Genomic DNA, 22381 nt, shown 5'->3' with positions numbered 1-22381 from the left:
CTATTAATATCCATACTTTATAATAACGTACACCATGTAAGAGTAGTTGTCATTAAAGTGGGTAAATGAATGTAAATGCTTAACTCATTTGTTAAGGGGTTTTAAATTGCAGTTAAACATTGAAAATAGGCGCTGTCGTCGCCATATAATTGCGATAAACAATGTTGTACTACGACCTAAATTTAAACGTTTGTGATATTATCACTTCATCGTGTCGTAGTTATTTAAATATTTGGATTTGTCGTGGCGCATGTAAGAGCAAGAGTCCAGCTTAATGTTGGCAAAAACAGTGATATCCCTGCAGAAATAGTGTCATTTACTGACTTAAAAGATGGCCAAGAGCATATTGCTATGGTGTTTAATAACGCCGATACCGAGCAAGCTGTGCCGCTTATTCGTATGCACTCTGAGTGTTTAACAGGGGATGTATTTCATTCGTCACGTTGTGATTGCGGTGAGCAATTAAATGAATGTATTGAAATGATGCACGAAAAAGGCGGTGTTTTACTATATTTACGCCAAGAAGGGCGTGGTATTGGTTTATACAATAAAATTGATGCTTATGTACTTCAATCGCAAGGTATGAATACCTACGAGGCTAATAACCACTTAGGCTTTGCCGACGATTTACGTGATTTTTCGGATGCGGTGTTAATGCTTAATGCACTTAACTTAAGCCATGTTAAGTTAATGACTAATAACCCTAAAAAGCTTAATGCACTCAGAGATGCAGGTATTGAGGTTGACTCAGTTATTGGTACTCACGCACACATTAAAGCGGGTGTTGCAGGTAATAAGTCGTACCTAGAAACCAAAATTAAGCACGGCGCGCACATGCTAGACATTAAGAAAATTAAAAAACCTTAAGCATTTAATTGCGTTCTGTCTATTAATCCCCCCTCACGCCAAGTTATACTTGGCGTGTTTCGTTTTAAATTAAGAGCAAGTATGTCTACAGAATTACGAATTTTTAAAGCTGATGCAGGCCTAAAGTGGTTTAAAGTCGGATGGCTTATTTTTAAAACCCAGCCAGCAACCTTTATATTTATGCATTTGTTTATTGGCATTGTAGGGCTACTGTCTTTATTTTTACCTGTACTGCAAGTTGTTGCAGCATTAGCTACGCCGTTTCTAACCGCTGGATTTTATCAGGCGGTACTTACAAAACAGCAAGGCGGTAAAATTATGCTGGCCGATATACTCAAACCATTTTCAGCAAAGGGAAATCGTTTAGGGTTATTGCGTTTGGCACTTTACCAAATGGGCGCGGGTATTTTAATGGCGTTACTTGCTAATGGCTTATTTGCCGATGCGGTGGCTGTTATGAGCCAACCAGGGCTTGATCCAAATGTAGCACTTGAGCAAATGCTTGAGAGTATATCTGGCGCTAACGTTATTTTATTTTTTATGGCAATGCTTATTTACCTAACGGCATTTGCGTACGCTGTACCGCTTGTTTATTTTAGTAAAGAAGCACGCATTTTAACGGCACTTAAAAAGTCGTTAATGGTGTTTTACCATAATTTATTTCCGCTGGGCGTTTTTGGTGTTATTTGCGCATTATTTATGGCGCTTTCTATGTTCTTATCGTTCTTACCACTATTGATTTTAATGCCAATTTGCTACATTAGCTTTTTTGTATCTTATCAGGCTGTTTTTATGCCTATTGTGCCACCAAGTGACGATAGCAACGTTAAGCCACTTAGCAGTGAAACAAGCGGGCGTTTTGACGCTTAATGGATGATAAGTTAAAGCAAAAGCTAAAAAATTATGTACTTTGGTTACTAGGGCGCCAAGAGTATTCGCGCCGTGAGTTAACGCAAAAGCTACAGCAAAAAGAAGCCACAGACGAGTTTATCGAAAACCTGCTTAATTGGTGCGAAGAGCACAATTTTATTAATGAGCAGCGATACTGTGAAGGTTTTGTAAGAAAACACATATTTAAATGCCACGGGCTTAAGCGTATTCAAAGCGAAGCCATGGGCAAAGGGATTGACCGTTCGCTACTTGAGAGAGTAGTTGAAGAGCTTGAAATAGATTGGTTTGAGCTGGCGCAGGATGCGTACAACAAAAAATATTCGGATACACCGCCAAATCTCGATTACAAAGACAAAGCTAAGCGCGTGCGCTACTTAATGTATCGAGGGTTTAGCTACGATGAAATTAATTTTGCAATGCAAGCACAGTAAATACAGGTGAGACTTTCAAATGCAGCACATGACTACCGCACAAATTAGGCAACAGTTTTTAGACTTTTTTGCCAGCAAACAACACCAAGTTGTACCTTCAAGCTCGCTTATTCCGGGTAACGATGCCACGTTGTTATTTAACAACGCCGGTATGGTGCAGTTTAAAGATGTATTTTTAGGCGCGGAATCACGCCCATATACACGTGCGACAAGCTCGCAGCGTTGTGTACGTGCCGGTGGTAAACATAACGATTTAGAAAACGTTGGTTACACGGCGCGCCACCACACATTTTTTGAAATGTTAGGTAACTTCAGCTTTGGTGATTACTTTAAGCAAGAAGCAATTAAGTTTGCGTGGGAGTTTTTAACTGAGGTTGTTAAATTACCTCAAGAAAAACTGCTTGTTACTATTTATCATGACGATGAAGAAGCATTTGAGTACTGGTCAAAAGATATTGGCTTAAGTGAAGATCGCATTATTCGTATTGCTACCTCAGACAACTTTTGGTCTATGGGTGATACAGGCCCGTGTGGTCCGTGTTCTGAAATATTTTACGACCACGGTGAGCACATTTGGGGTGGACCTCCAGGCACTCCAGAGGAGGACGGCGACCGCTTTATTGAAATTTGGAACCTCGTATTTATGCAGTACAACCGTCAAAGCAACGGTACTATGCTGCCATTACCTAAGCAATCTGTTGATACAGGCATGGGCCTTGAGCGTATTTCTGCTATTTTGCAGGGCGTGCATTCAAACTACGAAATCGATTTATTCCAAGGCTTAATTGCAGCAGCTGCAAGCGTCACTAACGCACAAGATATGGACGATAAGTCACTTCGCGTAGTAGCGGATCATATTCGCTCATGTGCGTTTTTAATCTCAGACGGTGTTATGCCATCTAACGAAGGTCGTGGTTACGTACTACGCCGTATTATTCGTCGTGCTGTGCGCCACGGTAATAAGTTAGGTGCACAAGGCGCGTTTTTCTTTAAATTAGTTGCTGCACTTATTGAGCAAATGGGTCAAGCGTACCCAGAGCTTGCTAAGCAACAAGAAATTATTGAAAAAGTACTTCGCATTGAAGAAGAGCAGTTTGGCAAAACACTTGAGCGTGGCTTAGCTATTTTAGAAGAAAGCTTAAGCGACATTAAAGGCGATGTGATCCCGGGCGATTTAGTATTTAAACTTTATGATACATATGGATTCCCTGCCGATTTAACCGCCGATGTTGCGCGTGAACGCCAAATGACGATCGATCATAAAGGCTTTGAAGAATGCATGGCTGTACAGCGTAAAACTGCGCAGCAAGCAGGTAAATTTGGTGCAGATTACAACGAGCAATTAAAATCAGAAAAACTAACTGAATTTAAAGGCTATGACAGCACGCATTACAGCGCGACAGTGGTAGAAATTTTTGCTGGTGGCGAAGCCGTACAGTTACTAGAAGATGGCCAAGAAGGCATTGTAATACTAGACCGCACACCGTTTTACGCAGAATCTGGCGGCCAAACGGGTGACACGGGAACTATTACAGTTGCTGGTGGCGAGTTTGTTGTTACTAACACCACTAAGCTAGGTAATGCATTTGCGCACCACGGTACAGTAAAAGGCCGTATTGGTGTCAACGATAAAGTGGATGCCACTATTGATGATGCTCGTCGTGAGAACATCAAGAAAAACCACACAGCTACGCATATTTTACATGAAGCACTTCGCCAGTTATTAGGCGAGCATGTAAGTCAAAAAGGCTCGCTTGTTCAAGCGGATCGTTTACGTTTTGACTTTTCTCACTTTGAAGCGGTTACAAAAGATGAGTTACGTGAAATTGAGCGTGTAGTTAATGACGAAATTCGTCGTAACTTTGCACTTAACACTGAGCTTATGGCAATTGATGATGCTAAAGCGAAAGGTGCTATGGCGCTATTTGGTGAAAAGTACGACGACGAAGTACGCGTAGTAACTATTGGGGATTACTCAATTGAGCTTTGTGGTGGTACACACGTTGAGCGAGCTGGTGATATTGGTTTATTCAAAATTGTATCTGAAAGCGGTATTGCTGCAGGCGTTCGCCGTATAGAAGCGGTAACAGGCGCAGATGCGGTTGCTTATGTAAATGAGCAAGAAAAACAGCTTAACGATGTTGCAGCGCTTGTTAAAGGCGATAGTGCATCAGTACTTGAAAAAGTGACGGCCTTACTTGAGAAGTCTAAAGGCCTTGAAAAGCAAATTGCTCAGCTTAACGACAAACTAGCAAGTGCTGCAGGTGCGTCTTTACTTGATTCGATTGTAGAAATTAATGGCGTTAAGCTATTAGTTGCAAACGTTGAAGGCACTGAGTCTAAAGCGCTTCGCGGTATGGTTGATGACCTTAAAAACAAGATTGGCTCAGGTGTTATTGCCCTAGGTGTTGCCAGTGGCGACAAAGTAAGCCTAATTGCCGGTGTAACTAAAGACCTAACAGGCAAAGTTAAAGCCGGTGAGCTTGTAAACCATATGGCCGGCCAAGTAGGCGGTAAAGGTGGCGGTCGTCCTGATATGGCTCAAGCCGGTGGCTCTCAGCCTGAAAACTTAAACGCAGCGCTTGAAAGCGTAACAGCTTGGGTAACCGAGAAAGTTTAAGATTACGTGGCACTTATTGTCCAAAAGTATGGCGGCACTTCAGTTGGCTCAATAGAGCGAATAGAAGCGGTCGCCGACCTTGTTGTTAAAACTAGGCAACAAGGTCATCAAGTGGTTGTGGTGCTCTCGGCTATGTCGGGAGAAACCAACCGCTTAATTAATCTCGCCAAACAAATTGATACTCGCCCGAGTAGCCGTGAACTAGACGTACTTATTAGCACCGGAGAGCAGGTGTCTGTATCGCTTCTAGCTATGGCTATTATAAAGCGTGGCCATTCGGCCGTAAGCTTACTTGCCGATCAAGTTAATATTCAAACCGATAACATGTTTGGCAAAGCCCGAATAGAGGACATTGCTGCTACGCGCTTAAAGCATGAGCTTGAACATAACCGCATTGCTATTATTGCGGGTTTTCAGGGGCGTGACGTTGAGGGCAATATTACAACGCTTGGCCGTGGTGGCACCGATACCTCGGCTGTAGAAATAGCTGCGGCTATAAAAGCTGATGAATGCCAGATCTATACAGACGTTGATGGCGTATATACTACAGATCCTCGTGTTGAACCTAATGCGCGGCGAATGAGCCAAGTAACCTTTGCTGAAATGCTAGAGATGGCCAGTTTAGGCGCTAAAGTATTGCACATTCGCTCTGTAGAGGCGGCAGGTAAACACAATGTTCCGCTTAGGGTGCTTTCAAGCTTTAACCCTGATGAAGGAACATTAATTAGCTTTGAGGAAAGCGATATGCCAAGTAAGGTTGTTTCGGGCATTGCGTTTAATCGCGACGAATGTTTAATTAAGGTACAAGGTATGCCAAGCGGCACGCAATACCTTTCAAAAATTTTGAAACTTTTTGCCGATAATGGCGTCGAAATAGATATGATTAATCAAGATAATCATAACTTTGAAAAAATAGACTATGCTTTTACTGTGCACTCGAATGACTATCTGCAAGCGCTTGAATTAATTACCGAGCAACAAGCTCAATTAAGCGCTGATAATATTAGCGGGTTAACAACAGTGGCCAAAGTATCTGCTGTTGGAATGGGTATGAAATCGCATTCTGGTGTAGCTAGTTTATTTTTTGATGCATTAGCGCAGGAAAATATTAACGTAGTTTTAGTCTCAACGTCAGAGATTAAAATTTCGGTTTTAATAGATGAAAAGTACCTAGAGTTGGCAGTTCGTGCATTACATAAAACATTTTTAACGGAAAATGAGTAGTTAGGGAGTTTTTACTTACTTTTCAATCGATTTTTCATTAATATGTTTAAGCGGAATCTTATAATTTTTATTGGAACATGGGAGCAAGAGAATGCTAATACTAACTCGTAGAGTAGGTGAAACCCTAATGATTGGTGACGAAGTAACAGTTACCGTTCTAGGTGTTAAAGGAAATCAAGTTCGAATTGGTGTTAATGCACCTAAAGACGTATCTGTGCACCGTGAAGAGATTTACATGCGCATACAAGCTGAAAAGTCGAACCCTAATCCGGGCAATGCTTAATCAACACGTATACGTAGTTGAGTAATTTACTCAGCTAGTTAAAAAGCCACTCACTGAGTGGCTTTTTTGTTTATAAAATCGAGTGTTTCAGGGCTTAGTATTTGTTTTGATATGTATTGCATACCGCTTTTATTTTTTATTAACAAACCGTTTGGAGTGTTTATCACTTCAGTAATGTCTTGCCATGCTAGTTGGTAGCTTTTGTAATGATTAGACGATTTAATGCCTACATCGTCAAAAGTGAGCGTAACCTCAGAGCCAGATGCTCTGCTAAACATTTGCCGAGTAACCCACCATGGGCGGCGATAGTAAAATGCCACGCACTCTAGCACTGCTAGCATGATCATAAATGTACCTAGGTAATGATCGTCCAATCCATAAATACCAAATAAACCAAGGGCAATAAGTAGCACGAGTAAAAAATACTTGGGTTTGGCGCGTTTACTATAAGGAAGCGATTCGTCAAAGCACTCGTAAAAATAAGATTTATCAAGCGTGTAGGTAGTTGTGAATGCCATATTGTATATACTTAAAGCGTAATTTTTGACATTTTAACAGTAAGCTCTTAAATGAGCAGCTTTAAAGTGAGGATTTTATTGCGCGCACAAAAAAAACGGCTCGTAAGCCGCTTTTTTAAAGGCGAAGAATTAACAGTTAGTTTCTTCTGCGTTAACGCCTTCTTTTACATTTTCACATGCATCTTCAACAGAGTTTTGCACGTCAGTTACTGCTTCATCAATACGCTCGCCTGCGTCTTCTGCGTGGTTGTCTTCACAACCCATCATGAAAAAACCCGCAAATACTGCGACTAAAGCTGCTTTTAAAGTTGTAGAGTTCATAGTGTAATTCCTTGTAAGTATTAATTAATTTAGTGTTGGTTAGTCGTATGCCTTATCTACCTGGGTGATTTACCACGTAGCGCACCTGAAACTAATGAAATCACTAAAAGTACTAAAAAGATAAAAAATATAATTTTTGCTATACCAGCTGCGGCACCTGCGATGCCACCAAAACCTAACACTGCAGCGATTAAAGCAATAACTAAAAATGTGATTGTCCAGCGTAACATTGTCTTCTCCTTGGTTTATCAAATCGTTCGAAGTAACTAATGCCAGTTATATGCCAAATTATTTTAATGTTAATTATCAGTTGGTTATGTTGTTTGGGTGAGGTTTTAAATATCATCCCTATAGTAATTTTTACGCTTTGTTATGTAACTTATTCACAGTTATGTAAATTTAGTAAACGTTAGGTGTAGCTATTGAAATTTAACGCCACTTGGTAAGACCAATTTACATTTATTCTTTGGCCTTATAAGCGAACAGCTCCATAACATACTAGATTTAATAGTATTTATACGTTGTTACGAGGATGGGTATAAGCTTTGTCTATAGCCGTTATTTTTGCAATCTATACGCAATAGCGTTTATAGCGGTTTTAGTTATGTTAACCGTAGTGGCGATATGTTATTTTTATTTTAATTGGTTTTACCAATTTACAGGGTGTAGACAAAGTTAATTGTTTTGTTATCATCCAGTGAATAATTATTTAAATAAACCGACTTTTTATTTCGGTATGTTTTAAGGGGAGAAAAATGGATATAGGAGCTGTACTCACTACTGCGGGCAGTTTAATGCTTACGGGTATGGTGGGCGTGTTTGTATTTCTTTCAATATTAATTGGTGCTGTAACGCTTATGTCTCACTTGGTTGCGCGTTTTAGCGAGCCAGAAGTGGCAACACCGGTTAAATCACCGTCTTTTAAATCTCAAGGTGTGCCAAAAGAGCACATCGCTGCTATTAGTGCTGCCATTGCTCAGTACAAATCAAATAATAACTAAGGGGCACACACATGGCTAAATTAAAATTAACAGAATTAGTATTACGCGACGCTCACCAGTCATTATTAGCAACACGTATGCGTTTAGACGACATGCTTCCTATTGCAAGCAAATTAGACGATGCAGGTTATTGGTCGATTGAGTCGTGGGGCGGCGCAACATTTGATTCGTGTATTCGTTATTTAGGTGAAGATCCTTGGGAGCGTATTCGTGCACTTAAAAAGGCAATGCCAAATACTAAACAGCAAATGCTATTACGCGGCCAAAACTTATTAGGTTACCGCCATTATGCTGATGACGTAGTTGAAAAGTTTGTAGAGCGAGCACACAAAAACGGTGTTGATGTATTTCGTATTTTTGATGCAATGAATGACGTACGTAATCTAGAAACTGCAATTAAGGCGGCCGTTAAAGTTGGCGCACATGCGCAAGGGACTATTTCGTATACAGTAAGTCCTGTTCATACGCTTGATATGTGGCTCACCCTTGCAAAACAGCTTGAAGATATGGGGTGTCACTCAATTTGTATTAAAGATATGGCGGGTTTATTAAAGCCATATGATGCAGAAGAGCTTATAAAAGCACTTAAAGAAACTGTCTCGGTTCCTATTGCTATGCAGTGTCATGCTACTACGGGATTAAGTACTGCAACGTATCAAAAAGCAATTGATGCAGGTATTGATATGCTTGATACCGCTATTTCTTCTATGAGTATGACTTACGGTCACTCTGCAACAGAAACTATTGTAGCGATTGTTGAAGGCACTGCTCGCGATACCGAACTTGATTTAAATCAGCTTGAAGAGATTGCAGCCTACTTTAGAGACGTACGTAAAAAATACGCTGCGTTTGAAGGAAGCCTTAAAGGGGTCGATGGGCGTATTTTGCTAGCTCAAGTACCTGGTGGCATGTTAACTAACATGGAAAACCAGCTTAAAGAGCAAGGCGCTGCCGATAAGCTAAATGAGGTGTTACTTGAGATCCCACGTGTACGTGAAGACCTAGGCTTTATTCCACTTGTAACACCAACATCGCAAATTGTGGGCACACAGGCAGTACTTAATGTGCTTACTGGCGAGCGTTATAAAACAATTACCAAAGAGACTGCGGGTGTTCTAAAAGGTGAATATGGGGTAACGCCAGCACCAATGAATAAAGAGCTACAAGAGCGAGTGCTTGATGGTGCAGAGGTTATTACGTGTCGTCCTGCTGATAAGATACAGCCAGAACTTGCAACACTTGAAGCTGAGTTACTTAAAGAGGCAAAAGAGCAAGGTTTAGCGCTTTGTGATGATCAAATAGACGATGTACTAACCTATGCATTATTCCCACAAGTTGGCCTTAAATTTATTAAAAACCGTAATAATCCTGATGCATTTGAAGCAGTACCAAGTGCTGACGATGAAGCGAGTAAACCAACAGCAAAACCTGCAGGTAATAAGGGCGTAACTGCCGAGCAGTATAGCGTGAAAGTAGACGGTAAGGTTTACGATGTTGTGGTAGCACAAGGCGGCGAACTTAAAGAAGTAAGCCTTAAAGATTCTGAGCATATCCCTCAGTCTGCATCGGTTGCATCTGGCGAGACATTAAATGCGCCGTTGGCTGGTAATATTTTTAAAGTAAAAGTAAAAGCGGGTCAAGTTGTTAACGAAGGTGATGTCGTTGTCATTATGGAAGCCATGAAAATGGAAACAGAAGTACGTGCAATGCACCCAGGCACTATAGCTGAAGTGCTTGTTTCTGAGGGTGACTCGGTGACAACGGGTGACGCAATTATAGCGTTGGCTTAAAGGAGAGTATAAATGGAAGCTCTTTTAAACCTTTGGCATGCGACAGGTATTGCTAACTTTACATTTCCTGGTTTGATAATGATTGCAGTAGGGTGTTTATTATTGTTTTTAGCAATTGCTAAAAACTTTGAGCCACTGTTACTGCTTCCTATCGGCTTTGGTGCAATACTTACTAACATTCCTGTTGCTGGTTTGTCGGATCCCGGTGGATTACTTTACTACGTATATTACGTAGGTATTGATACGGGTATATTCCCGTTATTAATTTTTATGGGTGTGGGCGCATTAACAGATTTTAGTGCGCTAATTGCAAACCCGCGTATGTTATTACTGGGTGCTGCTGCACAGTTTGGTATCTTTGCCACCTTGTTTGGCGCAATACTATTAAACTATGTGCCTGGTTTTGAGTTTACCTTACAAGATGCCTCAGCTATTGCCATTATTGGTGGTGCCGATGGCCCTACAGCAATATTTTTAGCCTCAAAGCTTGCCCCTGATTTACTGGGAGCAATCGCTGTAGCAGCTTACTCTTACATGGCACTTGTGCCAATTATTCAACCACCAATTATGCGTGCACTCACTACGCCTGAAGAGCGCCAAATTAAAATGCCTGAGCTACGCAAGGTATCTAAAAAAGAGAAAATTGTATTTCCTCTCATGGTGCTTAGCTTAACTGCAATGTTTTTACCTGCAGCTATACCGCTTGTTGGTATGTTTTGTTTAGGTAACTTAATGCGTGAGTCGGGTGTTGTTGATAGGTTAAGTAATAGCGCTCAAAACGAAATCATCAATATAACGACTATATTTTTAGGCTTAGCTGTTGGCTCAAAACTAGCTGCAGATAAGTTTTTAACAGTTGAGACTATTGGTATTTTAGTACTTGGAGCATTGGCTTTTGCAATAGGTACCGCTTCAGGCGTATTTATGGCAAAAGGCTTAAATAAAATTTCTAAAACGCCTATTAATCCATTAATTGGCGCAGCTGGAGTATCGGCTGTACCAATGGCTGCACGAGTAGTAAATAAAGTAGGGCTTGAGAATAACCCACATAACTTTTTACTTATGCATGCAATGGGGCCAAACGTAGCGGGTGTTTTAGGTAGCGCAGTTGCGGCTGGTATATTGTTAGCTCTTGTTGGCTAAACCTTACTTTGGTAATACAACTAACCATTAAGCGCAGTTTACTGCGCTTTTTTTTGCGCCTAATTTGTAGATAGATAAAGTATTTTTGTTTACAGTGAGAGCTCTTCCAAACTTTAAGGACAATTATCATGCATCACACACCTCTAGCAAAACACTTACCTCATGTTAGTAAGCTTGTATTTGGTTGTATGGGTTTAGGCGGTGGGTGGAATAAAGACGCTATAACGAGTGCGCATTTAAAACAAACTCATGAGTGTATAGATAATGCCCTTGAAGGCGGAATTAACTTTTTTGACCATGCTGATATTTATACATTTGGTAAAGCAGAGCAGGTTTTTGGCAAAGCATTAAGTGAGCGCCCTGAGCTTAGAGAAAAAATGTATATTCAGTCTAAGTGCGGTATTCGCTTTGAGGACAATAAGGGGCCGAAGCGTTATGACTTCTCTGCAAAATGGATAGAGGAGTCGGTGGAAGGGTCGCTAAAGCGTTTAAACACAGACTACCTAGATGTACTTATGCTACACCGTCCAGATCCGCTTATGGAAGTAGATGAAGTAGCGCAAATATTTAGTTGCTTACAAGAAAGCGGTAAAGTGCGTAATTTTGCTGTATCGAATATGCAGCAACATCAAATGAACTTTTTACAGCATGCTCTCGATATGCCAATAGTGGCTAATCAAATCGAGGCAAGCTTGCAAAAACACCAGTTTGTTGATGAAGGTGTTTATGCGGGCAATGCTGATGGTAAAAATCTTAACTTTACCCCTGGTAGTATTGAATATTGCCGACATTTTGATATTCAAATTCAAAGCTGGGGGAGCTTATGCCAAGGTTTATATACGGGTAGCGATTTATCAAATGCATCGCAAGAAGATATAAATACCAGCATACTCGTTAATAAACTTGCTGCACTATACGATACCTCGCCAGAAGCTATTGTACTTGCATGGTTGCTTCGCCATCCTGCATCGATACAGCCAATTATAGGCACAACGAATGCAAAGCGAATTGCTGCATCTTGTGATGCTGTAAATGTAGAGCTAAGCCGCGAACATTGGTATGCACTTTATGTAAGTGCTAAAGGTCATGAGTTACCGTAGGAATCGCTATGAACATATTTGTTATTTTAATTTGCTTGTTTGTAGCCCTGGCAGTGCTTATTCCGTTACTTGAAAAGTACCAAAGTAAAATGGGGCTTGATGGAGCAACCAAATACAGCAAATATATTTGGCCGCTTGTTATGGTGTCTCTGGTGGTGCAACTTATTTACGTATTAATGAACTGACACGTTAAATTAAAAACATAAAAAAGCCTTTGCAAGGTTATCCTGCAAAGGCTTTTTTGTTATCTATAACTAAGCGTTACTTAAGTGCTAATTGTAGTTCGCGATTGCGCTCTAACTGTGCAATAAAGTTATCAGCAATCGGTTTAAACTTAGCAAGCTCAGAGCGTGGTAATGGCTGTGACTTAGGGAGCTTAACGGTTTTAGGGTTACGGTGAACACCATTTACTAAAAACTCATAATGTAAATGGGCACCAGTCACACGACCTGTTGAACCAACCGTACCAATTTTGTCGCCTTGCTTAACTCTTTGACCTGTTTTAACAAGCTTTTTGTTAAGGTGTAAGTACTTAGTAACGTACTGAGTGCCATGGCTAATAAATATATAGTTACCGTTATATTTGCTATAGCCTGCTTTGATTACTTTGCCGTTACCTGAAGCAACCACAGGTGTGCCTGTTCGTGCTGCGTAGTCAATACCTCGATGAGCTCTTACTTGACCTGTAACTGGGTGTAAACGCTTAGGGTTGAAGCTTGAACTAATATATTTGAAGTTAACGGGGGCGCGTAAAAATGCTTTTTTCATACTGCGACCTTCCGGCGTATAAAAATTGCCGTCGGTGTGGCGAATAGCTGCAAAGCGTTGGCCTTGGTTTATAAATTCTGCAGCAATAATTTTACCAGTACCAATAAACTCACCATCAACGTAGTGAGACTCGTAAATTAAACCAAACTGATCGTTTTTACGAATGTCATTTGCAAAGTCGACATCCCAACCAAAAATATCCGCAAAGTTCATTATTTGACGTTCACTTAATCCTGCAGCAATTGCAGACGTCCAAAAGTTGTTAGATATTTCACCGCCAGCGGTTTTGGTTATCGTTTCAATTTCTTTACTGTCGATAGCTGTATCGTAATTACCTTCATCATTTAAAGTAACAAACAGCGTATCTGTTTTTGAAATTACATAACGCAGTTGTGCTAAAGAGCCATCTTCAGCAGTTGCAAAGCTAAGTACTTCACCTGGATGAATTTTTGTTAGCTTACGTGTTTCTGCGTTTGTATTAATTAGTTTGTGAAGCGTTTGCGCTGAGAAGCCAGCTCGCTTGAAGATAATTGCTAAATTGTCGCCATTTTTAACTGTGTGATCGATAAAGTCGTACTCTGGTAACTTTTCTGCTGCTTGTTCTGAATTTAGCTCAGTTAATTTTTCGTTGCCATCAACTTTTACTTGTAGTTCGTAGCGTTTACCAATCTCTAGTGCATTTACACTATTGTCTTTGGATGCAGTGGCTTTTTCAGAAGGAAGGAAGGCTAAGCCAACAATAACAGAAACCAAACCTAATATAAGCAATTTGTGTTTTTTGGGGAGCGTGCGAACCACGTGAACCATAACGTGCCTTTTTCTGCTATTAAGATAATAAATACATAATATTGCAGGATATACCTAATAATGTATGAATACTAGTGTTTTGTAGATTTAAACTGACCTTAAATTACGCTAAAATCGAGCTTAGAAAGCCTTTTTTAACGCTCTATCTAACTAAGACTCAATTGATTTTGTTTAGTTGCATGAATCACTTAAAAAGTTGTTTTAATTAGGTAGAAATTTGTTATGTTAGCTACATCTATATATTCGGTTTAAACCTTTATTAAACCGTGACTACGCAAGTAACTAGTCGCCCCTTCGTCGGCAGAATTTTGGAGTAACACAAAGTGGATTTACAAACCGCTCTAGCAGAGATAAAACGCGGTGCAGAAGAAATATTAATTGAAGACGAACTAGTTGAAAAACTAAAGTCGGGCAAAAAGCTAAAAATAAAAGCAGGCTTCGATCCTACAGCGCCAGATTTACACTTAGGTCACACTGTACTAATTAACAAAATGAAAACCTTTCAGGACTTAGGTCATGAGGTCATTTTCTTGATTGGTGACTTTACGGGCATGATTGGTGACCCAACAGGTAAAAACGTAACACGTAAGCCACTTACTCGTGAAGATGTACTAGCTAATGCTGAAACATATAAAGAGCAAGTGTTTAAAATATTAGATCCAGCTAAAACAACGGTAGCATTTAATTCTACGTGGATGGAAAAATTAGGTGCTGCAGGTATGATCAAGCTTGCTGCAAATCAAACAGTAGCCCGCATGCTAGAACGTGACGACTTTAAAAAGCGTTACGGTAGCGGTCAGCCTATTGCGATTCATGAGTTTTTATACCCGCTGGTACAAGGTTGGGATTCGGTTGCACTTGAGTCAGATGTAGAGCTTGGTGGTACTGATCAGCGTTTTAACCTACTTATGGGTCGTGAGCTGCAAAAAGTAGAAGGTCAAAAACCACAAACTGTATTAATGATGCCATTGCTTGAAGGCACCGACGGCGTTCAAAAAATGTCTAAGTCGCTAGGTAACTACATTGGAATTACTGATGCGCCAAACGATATGTTTGGTAAAGTAATGTCGATTAGCGATGTATTAATGTGGCGCTACTACGACTTACTCAGTGGTCTTTCAATTGAGCAAATTGCAGCGCAAAAAGAACGTGTTGAACAAGGCACTAACCCGCGTGATATTAAAATTGAGCTGGCTAAAGAGCTAATTGCTCGTTTTCATAGTGAAGAAGATGCGCAAGCGGCACATGACGATTTTATCAAACGTTTTCAGAAAAAAGCGCTTCCTGATGAAATCCCTGAGCTTACAATTACGATTGCAGAAGAGAGCATTTTAATCGCTAACTTGCTTAAAGAAGCAAACTTAGTGGCTAGTACATCTGAAGCAATGCGAATGATTAAGCAAGGTGCGGTAAAACTTAACGGTGAAGATAAAATCACTGATACTAAACTTGAAGTAGCAAAAGGCACGACGGCTATTTACCAAGTAGGTAAACGTAAGTTTGCGAACATTACTGTAGCGTAATCGCAGCAGTTGAAACTAAAAAACCAGCTTAGGCTGGTTTTTTTGTGCTCTTATTTTGAGCTTTTTAAATCAATTTTAATATTTCAATGCTAATAATTACTAACAGCCAAAATGCGCGAGCTTGGTTTAATCTATTAATTATTACAGGGACGTCTTCGGCTTTTGGTAGTCTCTCGTTGCTAATTCGCATTTTATTAAAGCGCTCACCAAAGTAAACCGCAGGTCCGCCAAGTTGCACACCAAGTGATGCCGAACATGCGCTTAAAATCCACCCTGTATTTTTTTGATAAAAATGTCTGCCATAGTGCTTTATGTAATGCATGCTTTGTTTACTTGCTTTGCTTGCAGCAATTGTTAATGCAAGCAGCCGTATTGGAATAAATTCGATTATATACAAAAGTATTTTAAGCGGTTTTAAAAAGTGGCTATTGGGTGATATATCGGTGCGCCAAGCCTGCTGCATTAAAGTGAGCAGTCGATATGCTAAAGCGGCAATCGGGCCAAACAATAAAAATATGAATATAACCACAAAGTAATTACGAGCAGTTCGTAAGATTAAGCTTTCAATTAAGGCTTTAATTATACCTGGTGCTGATAGTTTATTAACCTCTCTGGCAAGTAATGGCTTTAATAGTTCACGCGCGGTAGATTTTTGGTTTTGTTTTACTAACTTTGCAATACGCAGGGCTTTTTTATCAATCGCTTTGCTTTCAAGGCACAAATATAAAATGAGGCCTGCGAGAAGATCAGGATAAAAGGCAAATTCGAGCAGTAACACAAGAATAATAAGAATAACGCTTAAAACTAGCGTAAAGGCTAGGATGGAGGCTAAATAAAGGTAGCTTTTAGGTTCACTTGGTTTATAAACTCGCTTTCCAATAGCATTAAAAACAGCGGTTAATACTGTATTTGGGTGATACCAGCTTACTAAAGGAAAAAAGCGCTCAGCGAGGAGCGCTATTATAAAGGCAATAAAGTCCAAATGATTTTGAACAATATTGCTAAGCATTTAAAGGCTTACAGCCGTTAGTTTTTCTAAAAGTGCGACAACCATTTTAGATGAGTTGATTGAAGCTGTTTCTAAGTACTCTTCAAATGATTGCGGCGACTCTTTTCCGGCAATGTCAGACATAGAGCGAATAACAACAAACGGTGTATTAAGTGTAAAACACGTTTGAGCAATTGATGCGCCTTCCATTTCAACAGCAAGCATTGATGGGAAATCGCTGCGAGCTTTATCAATTCGTACTGGATCACACATAAAGGTATCGCCAGTGCAAATTAAGCCAACTAACGTCTTAACATCGCTAATTTGTGCAATAGTTTGCTCTGCAGTTTCTACTAATTTTGGGTGCGCTGTAAAGCTTGCAGGCATTTGTGGAACTTGGCCGATTTCGTAGCCAAATGCGGTCACGTCTACATCGTGATGACGCACTTCTGACGAGATGACTACATCGCCAACACTCAATGATGGATCAAACCCACCGGCAGAGCCCGTGTTAATAACACAATCAGGTTTAAAGTTATCAATGAGTAACGTGGTCGCAATAGTTGAAGCAACTTTACCAATACCAGATTGAACAAGCGTTACTGTGTTTCCAGCTAACTCGCCAGTATAAAAAGTGAAACCTGCTTTAGTTAAAATTTGTGGGTTTTGCATTGCTTCACGTAAAATTTTAACTTCTGGCTCCATTGCGCCGATAATACCAACATTCATAGTGTTAAATTCCTGAGTTTGAATAATTTGATTATACGTGAAGTTAGCTATAAAAAACAAAAAAGCGAGCTTGTTTATGAGCTCGCTTCAAATACTTTTGAAAGTGTATTTAATTATATTTTATATTTCGGCTAGGGCAGTTGTTTGCACTTTAGCTTGAGAAGGAGATAACACCGCAGGTTTGTGTACGCGGTTGCGAACTGGGCGCTGAGTTTGTGCAGCTGCAGGTTTACCGAGTTTAAACATTATTGCATCGCGAACTTCTGAAGGACGGTAGCCCGATTTAACCTTCATACGAATATGTGGAATGCCAGCAGATTCTAAGGCGCCATTTACAAACCAATCGCGCTGGGCTTTGTGGCCATCTTTATTGGCGTTGTTAACTAAGTCAACAGCGGCAACAATGGTCAGCTTTTCTTTATCGATTAATACAAAGTCGAGTTGCTTATTTTTAGCTTTTGCTAAAGCAGCACGCTTAGATTTAGCCGAAAGGCCTTGTTTACAATCAATAACGTCGATTAATTTAACGCGGCTGACTATTTTAAATTGGTCGCCAACTGCACGTTCTAATAGGTTTAAAAATGCGCCCTCAACCTGCGTAAACACAGTTTGTTTACGGGTAAAAGGATACGGGTTTCCGCCATCATCATTAAATTTTGACGCAACAATTGAGGCCCCAACCACTAATACTAAAATTGATAATAAAGCGAATTCCATACGGTAACTCCATAGCAACAAATTGACACTGCTTAACTAAAGCAATTTACGTGCCTAAAAACTTTGTGTTATACGTTAATTACTGTATGGATTTATAAACCATCATTGTAAGCCTGTTAAGCTTTGTAACCGCCGCTAACGCCTTTAACTGCAATAGCCACAGCGTCGTGCGCATGTAATGATTCGTAATGATTAATTTGTAGCCAATAATCACTAAAGTTATCGTTTTCAAGAACCGCTTTAATTTTACGAGCAGCGTCTTCACAAAACATTAAGTTTTGTCCATTGAGACGGGCAAATTCTTGCTCATCTTCGCGTTTTACTGCCGCCTGAACGGGGGTTTTCAGTTCAGCTTCTAACGTATCAATTAAATTAACAACGTCAAATTCATCACATGAGTTATCAAGTTTAACTTTTACATTGGCAATTGAGCGCTGTGAATGTGGCGTAGCTACAATGCCTTGCGTAGTGCCTAGCCACTCGTGCACATCATTTCGACTTAAAGTCTCTTGGTTGAACTTTTGATTAAATGCATTTTGAATAAGCTGCCTTGCAAGTGCTGCAGAGCACGGGCAAGTAGACGAGTAAGTTACATCTACGGTTAACTCATAGCTAATAACGTTATTTTCGATAGTGCTGGTAAGCGTTATAGGATAGCTTTTCCAACCAGCCTTACCGCTTAAAAGTGATTTACGACGTAGCGGTAATTCAAACTTAAACTCTATTTGCGCTTTATCACTCAAGCCTTCGTGGCTTGTTATAAATGTATCGAGTGCCTGTGCAATAGTATGCGGATTTACTTGTTGCTCGGTAGAAAGTAGGTCGAGCGCTAAAAATAAGCGCGACATATGGATGCCTTTAGCATCTTCTTTATGCAAGTTAACAAATGCACGCGCTTTTGCGTTAACGGTAACGGGTGCTAAATCTTTTGATTCAAAAATAAATGGCAGTTCTATTTCGCCCATACCAACCCAGTCTAACTTACCTGTTTGTAAGGCGGGAGCCGTATCAGCTATATCGGGCATGTTGGTTTGCATGTACGCTACTCGTTATTGATCATAATAAAGCGCTGTATTTTACACTAAATAATTTATTGCTGAAATGATGAGTTTAAGAAGTGGGCGAATTCAAACATGAAAATTTTCTTTTTTATCGCACAACATGAGTAGAGGTAACATAAAAATGCTAAAATCTGGCAAAATAGCATGTTTATACATACACATTGCCTTCTTTATATTTAAGCATACAGCTAAGAGATAAAATTACGTATGACTGATTATTCTTTGAGCCCTTGGGTTAGGGCTCTTTCTAGCTCAATAAAGCGATTTGGTGAGTTTAAAACGGCAGCTTTTTGTTATGCTTTATTGTTATCTGCATCACTTATTTTATCGAGCATGTTTTATTATGTAGCAATTGGTGAACTGCATATTGTTGATATTTTAGCTGTAGTATTTTTTGCAGCGGTTGTCTCGCCTCTTATTATTACTGTATTACTTAATTCTGTTCGCCAATTAGATGCTTCATACGCTTATTTAGATAGTGCTACAAAACAAGAAAAACTTCTAAACCAAACTTTAAAAGACAATATTAATCGTTTAAACATTGAGATTGATGAACGTAAAATGGCATTTCATGCCAAGCACCGTGCAATTGAAGAGCTACGTCGAGAAATCGCAGAGCGTAAAAAAACGCAGCAAGAGTTAGCCCAGCAGGGCATGCTACTTCGCTCTATTGTTGATTCATCCCCTGATTTATTTTACTACCGCGATAACAATGGCGTGTTTGCCGGTTGTAATAAAATGTTTGAAGAAGTTATGGGGAAATCAAGTAGCGAAATTATTGGTAAAAGTGCTGAACAAATTTTCCCTACACACTTTTTATCTCAGGTACTAACCACCGATGAACAAGTTGAGCAAACTCATAAGCCGTTAACTATAGATGTAGGCTATGAGGTTGAGGGTGAAAAACGCTGGTTTGAATTACGTAAATTACCGTTTATTAATGATGAGGGTGACTACATTGGTTTACTTGGTTTTGGGCGTGATATTACCAGCCGTAAAGAAGCTGCCCAAGCCCTTGAAACTGCTTACAAAGACAAAGGTAAGTTTATAGCCACACTGAGTCACGAGTTGCGCACACCACTTAATGGTATTGTTGGTTTAACGCGTATGTTACTTGATACAGAAATGAACAAACAACAGCGTAGCTGGTGTAATACGGTGTTTTCAAGTGCAGAGACACTCGGTAATATATTTAACGATATTATAGATTTAGATAAAATAGATAGAGATCAGCTTGATATTGCAACCGACTCAATTAATGTATCTGACTTTATAAATGATGTGGTTAATTTTGCAGGACTTATTGCTGAGCAAAAAGAGTTAGAGTTTAATATTGAGCGCAATGGCAAGCTAGACGTGTATGCGTTGCTTGATCCTACTCGTTTGCGCCAAGTTGTTTGGAATCTTATTAATAATGCCGTTAAGTTTACCCAACAAGGTAAAGTGACCCTTGAGTGTAGCCGCGAAAACCGCGAAGAAGGGCCTTGGCTTGTTATTAAAATATCAGACACTGGGCAAGGTATTCCGCAAGAACAACTTGCTCGTATATTTGATATGTATTACAAAGCGCCAGATTTAAAAGGGACAAATGCCATAGGCTCTGGCATTGGGCTTGCTGTAACCAAAGCGCTTGTTAGTGCTATGAAAGGCACAATTACAGTCAATAGTACCGAAGGGGAAGGCAGCTGCTTTACAGTACAAATTCCACTTAGTTTATGTGTAGCACCTACAGAACAAAGCTATGTGGGACGAGGTTTATATATATTACTTGTTGAAGATGTACCATTAAATGCCGAAATAGCAACTAACTTATTAGAGCAACGAGGCCATGAAGTGCTTTGGGCTGAAACGGGCGAAGATGCACTGTCGTTTGTTGAAACCGAAGACGATTTAGATTTAGTACTGCTAGACATGCAGTTACCGGATATAAACGGGGATGTGGTTGCTAAGCACATACGATCAGATAGCCATTTTGATAATCTTCCTATAGTTGCACTTACAGCTAACGTGCGCAGCGCTGAAGAAGAGCTTGAAGGGATTTCGATACAAGGTGCTTTAGCTAAGCCAATTAATACCGTGAAGCTTGATAAAATGCTTGCCGACTTATTTGATATTAAGCAGGCTAAGTCTACTGAGCCGCAATTAAAAGTGAGCGAAGAAGCACTTAAAGAAATTAATGCACATTTACTCGATGTTGAAACAATAGAAGATTTTGTTAACTCAATGGGCTTAGATGTGTTTAAGCGCAGTAGTCAGTTATTTGAGAAGTTAAACCCTCAGTACCAACAAGAAATGCTAACTTCACTTAACTCAAACGACAGGGAAGAATATAAGTCGGTTGCGCATAAGCTTAAAGGGGCTGCAGGCTCAGTAGGTTTAAATGACGTACAGCTACATGCAAAAGTAATGGAATATGGTGCGATTGAAGAGTCTGATGAGGTATTAAAAGAGTGGTTGGATGTGCTAGCAGATAAAATAAATGAAGGACAACAAGCCCTTCATTTATTTTTACAACAATTAGAGTAAACGAGTTTTACTCTAATTAAGCGTCGATTTTACCAATAAAGCGGTAACCTTCACCGTGAATGGTGCTGATAAGCTCTGACGTAGAGTTATCGCTTTCAAAGTGCTTACGAATACGACGAATTGTTACATCTACAGTACGGTCATTTGCACGAAGCTCACGTCCTGTCATGTGTTTGATTAATTGCTCTCGGCTAAAAATACGACCAGGAGAGTCAAGCATTAAACGAAGTGCTCTGTATTCACCTTTAGGCAAACGTTTAGCATCGCCGCTTGGAGAAGTGAGGCAACGGCTATTTTCGTCAAGCTCCCAACCGTTAAAAGTAAGCACACCATTTGTTTCTAGTGTCGACTCTTCACCGCCTAAAGCTGTACGAGTAATAAGGTTACGCGCTCTAATAGTCAATTCTCGTGGGTTGAATGGCTTAGTGATATAATCATCAGCGCCAATTTCAAGACCTAAAATACGATCAACATCATTATCACGACCTGTTAAGAAAATAAGGCCTACTTTGCGCTTTTGGCGTAATTCACGGGCTAATATAAGACCGTTTTTACCAGGAAGATTGATATCCATAACTACAAGATTAACATCATCGTTATTTGTAAGCTTGTCATGCATATCATCGCCATCAATGGCTTCAATAACTTTATAACCTTCAGCTTCAAATAAACTAACGAGGTTGAGTCGAGTTACGTCTTCATCCTCTACGATTAGAATGACTGGCGTTTGCATTATTAATTAACCTTTTGGAATATTTTATTTACAAAAAATCGGTGACGAATTTATAACCGATTACTAGAGATTAGGATTATACCCATTTGTTAACAAGAAAGAACAAATTGAGTAAAAATAAAACAGTAGGGTATCCAAAGTCTACAAAAAAGGGCTGAGCAAGAACTACTGTTTAATTGATATATTCATGGATGTAGTCATTTGAATCATAAAGTCGAAGCCATTTTCCTTTGATAATTGATACATCCACCAATCAAACAAGGTACTTAAAATAATCAGACTAATTCAAAGCGAAATTATATCATTTTCTAACCTTTCATCAATGTATGTGATACACCAA

At 39.8% G+C, this 22381-nt stretch carries 22 protein-coding genes; 13 read left to right on the top strand and 9 right to left on the bottom strand.

What is annotated here, in order from left to right; translation table 11 throughout:
* Positions 1-243 precede the first annotated feature (243 nt).
* From ribA to csrA, 6 genes are all read left to right on the top strand, one after another.
* On the top strand, positions 244-867 hold the full coding sequence (gene ribA, locus J8L73_RS14260; RefSeq protein ID WP_211000686.1) for a GTP cyclohydrolase II: 624 nt from the start codon (positions 244-246) through the stop codon (positions 865-867).
* An 81-nt stretch (positions 868-948) separates the two neighbouring features.
* Positions 949-1737 (top strand): BPSS1780 family membrane protein, encoded by a 789-nt coding sequence (locus J8L73_RS14255; RefSeq protein WP_211018032.1) that lies wholly within the window; start codon positions 949-951, stop codon positions 1735-1737.
* Positions 1737-2189, top strand: a complete 453-nt coding sequence (locus J8L73_RS14250) for a regulatory protein RecX (protein ID WP_058549530.1) — start codon at positions 1737-1739, stop codon at positions 2187-2189. Before J8L73_RS14255 ends, J8L73_RS14250 begins: the two co-directional genes overlap by 1 nt.
* Positions 2190-2208: 19 nt before the next feature.
* Positions 2209-4809: an alanine--tRNA ligase gene (gene alaS / locus J8L73_RS14245; protein ID WP_211018030.1), complete on the top strand. Its 2601-nt coding sequence runs from the start codon at positions 2209-2211 to the stop codon at positions 4807-4809.
* A gap of 6 nt (positions 4810-4815) precedes the next feature.
* On the top strand, positions 4816-6033 hold the full coding sequence (locus tag J8L73_RS14240; protein ID WP_211018028.1) for an aspartate kinase: 1218 nt from the start codon (positions 4816-4818) through the stop codon (positions 6031-6033).
* A 91-nt stretch (positions 6034-6124) separates the two neighbouring features.
* Positions 6125-6316, top strand: coding sequence for a carbon storage regulator CsrA (csrA, locus tag J8L73_RS14235; RefSeq protein ID WP_004587515.1), 192 nt, complete (start codon positions 6125-6127; stop codon positions 6314-6316).
* Positions 6317-6366: 50 nt separating this feature from the next.
* Here csrA and J8L73_RS14230 read toward each other — a convergent pair whose 3' ends face one another.
* From J8L73_RS14230 to J8L73_RS14220, 3 genes are all read right to left on the bottom strand, one after another.
* The gene (locus J8L73_RS14230; protein ID WP_211018027.1) at positions 6367-6834 is read right to left on the bottom strand and encodes a YcxB family protein; all 468 of its coding nucleotides are present in this window, start codon (positions 6832-6834) and stop codon (positions 6367-6369) included.
* 129 nt (positions 6835-6963) lie between these two features.
* Positions 6964-7155, bottom strand: coding sequence for a hypothetical protein (locus J8L73_RS14225; protein WP_211000691.1), 192 nt, complete (start codon positions 7153-7155; stop codon positions 6964-6966).
* A gap of 56 nt (positions 7156-7211) precedes the next feature.
* On the bottom strand, positions 7212-7385 hold the full coding sequence (locus J8L73_RS14220; RefSeq protein WP_002961939.1) for a DUF1328 family protein: 174 nt from the start codon (positions 7383-7385) through the stop codon (positions 7212-7214).
* A 525-nt stretch (positions 7386-7910) separates the two neighbouring features.
* Here J8L73_RS14220 and J8L73_RS14215 point away from each other — a divergent pair.
* From J8L73_RS14215 to J8L73_RS14195, 5 genes are all read left to right on the top strand, one after another.
* The gene (locus tag J8L73_RS14215; protein ID WP_211000692.1) at positions 7911-8156 is read left to right on the top strand and encodes an OadG family transporter subunit; all 246 of its coding nucleotides are present in this window, start codon (positions 7911-7913) and stop codon (positions 8154-8156) included.
* 11 nt (positions 8157-8167) lie between these two features.
* Positions 8168-9946, top strand: a complete 1779-nt coding sequence (gene oadA, locus J8L73_RS14210) for a sodium-extruding oxaloacetate decarboxylase subunit alpha (RefSeq protein WP_211018024.1) — start codon at positions 8168-8170, stop codon at positions 9944-9946.
* Positions 9947-9958: 12 nt separating this feature from the next.
* Positions 9959-11089: a sodium ion-translocating decarboxylase subunit beta gene (locus J8L73_RS14205; protein WP_211018022.1), complete on the top strand. Its 1131-nt coding sequence runs from the start codon at positions 9959-9961 to the stop codon at positions 11087-11089.
* A gap of 128 nt (positions 11090-11217) precedes the next feature.
* Complete coding sequence (locus J8L73_RS14200; protein ID WP_211018020.1) at positions 11218-12189, top strand: aldo/keto reductase; 972 nt, start codon at positions 11218-11220, stop codon at positions 12187-12189.
* An 8-nt stretch (positions 12190-12197) separates the two neighbouring features.
* Positions 12198-12374, top strand: coding sequence for a hypothetical protein (locus tag J8L73_RS14195; protein WP_211000696.1), 177 nt, complete (start codon positions 12198-12200; stop codon positions 12372-12374).
* Positions 12375-12450: 76 nt separating this feature from the next.
* Here the strand turns inward: J8L73_RS14195 and J8L73_RS14190 are convergent, their stop codons facing one another.
* A complete protein-coding gene (locus tag J8L73_RS14190) occupies positions 12451-13764 on the bottom strand; it encodes a peptidoglycan DD-metalloendopeptidase family protein (RefSeq protein WP_211018018.1) in 1314 nt (437 codons plus the stop codon).
* 323 nt (positions 13765-14087) lie between these two features.
* Here J8L73_RS14190 and tyrS point away from each other — a divergent pair, with 323 nt between their 5' ends.
* A complete protein-coding gene (tyrS, locus tag J8L73_RS14185; RefSeq protein ID WP_211018016.1) occupies positions 14088-15287 on the top strand; it encodes a tyrosine--tRNA ligase in 1200 nt (399 codons plus the stop codon).
* Positions 15288-15351: 64 nt separating this feature from the next.
* Here the strand turns inward: tyrS and ampE are convergent, their stop codons facing one another.
* From ampE to folE2, 4 genes are all read right to left on the bottom strand, one after another.
* Positions 15352-16296, bottom strand: coding sequence for a regulatory signaling modulator protein AmpE (ampE, locus tag J8L73_RS14180; RefSeq protein ID WP_211018014.1), 945 nt, complete (start codon positions 16294-16296; stop codon positions 15352-15354).
* Entirely contained in the window at positions 16297-17004 is a 708-nt protein-coding gene (gene mtnN, locus J8L73_RS14175) for a 5'-methylthioadenosine/S-adenosylhomocysteine nucleosidase (RefSeq protein ID WP_211018012.1), read from the bottom strand.
* A 120-nt stretch (positions 17005-17124) separates the two neighbouring features.
* Entirely contained in the window at positions 17125-17721 is a 597-nt protein-coding gene (locus J8L73_RS14170; RefSeq protein WP_211000701.1) for a DUF2726 domain-containing protein, read from the bottom strand.
* 116 nt (positions 17722-17837) lie between these two features.
* Positions 17838-18758: a GTP cyclohydrolase FolE2 gene (gene folE2, locus J8L73_RS14165; RefSeq protein WP_211018010.1), complete on the bottom strand. Its 921-nt coding sequence runs from the start codon at positions 18756-18758 to the stop codon at positions 17838-17840.
* A gap of 231 nt (positions 18759-18989) precedes the next feature.
* Between folE2 and arcB the strand changes: the two genes are divergently transcribed.
* A complete protein-coding gene (arcB, locus tag J8L73_RS14160) occupies positions 18990-21308 on the top strand; it encodes an aerobic respiration two-component sensor histidine kinase ArcB (RefSeq protein WP_211000703.1) in 2319 nt (772 codons plus the stop codon).
* Between the two features lie 16 nt (positions 21309-21324).
* Here arcB and arcA read toward each other — a convergent pair whose 3' ends face one another.
* Positions 21325-22041, bottom strand: a complete 717-nt coding sequence (arcA, locus tag J8L73_RS14155; RefSeq protein ID WP_211000704.1) for a two-component system response regulator ArcA — start codon at positions 22039-22041, stop codon at positions 21325-21327.
* Between the last annotated feature and the right edge of the window lie 340 nt (positions 22042-22381).

Origin of the sequence: Pseudoalteromonas sp. MMG006 (assembly GCF_018101025.1) — a bacterium.
Lineage (GTDB): Bacteria > Pseudomonadota > Gammaproteobacteria > Enterobacterales > Alteromonadaceae > Pseudoalteromonas.
Note: the sequence above shows the minus strand (reverse complement) of the source record. Positions and strands in the feature narration are given on the sequence as shown.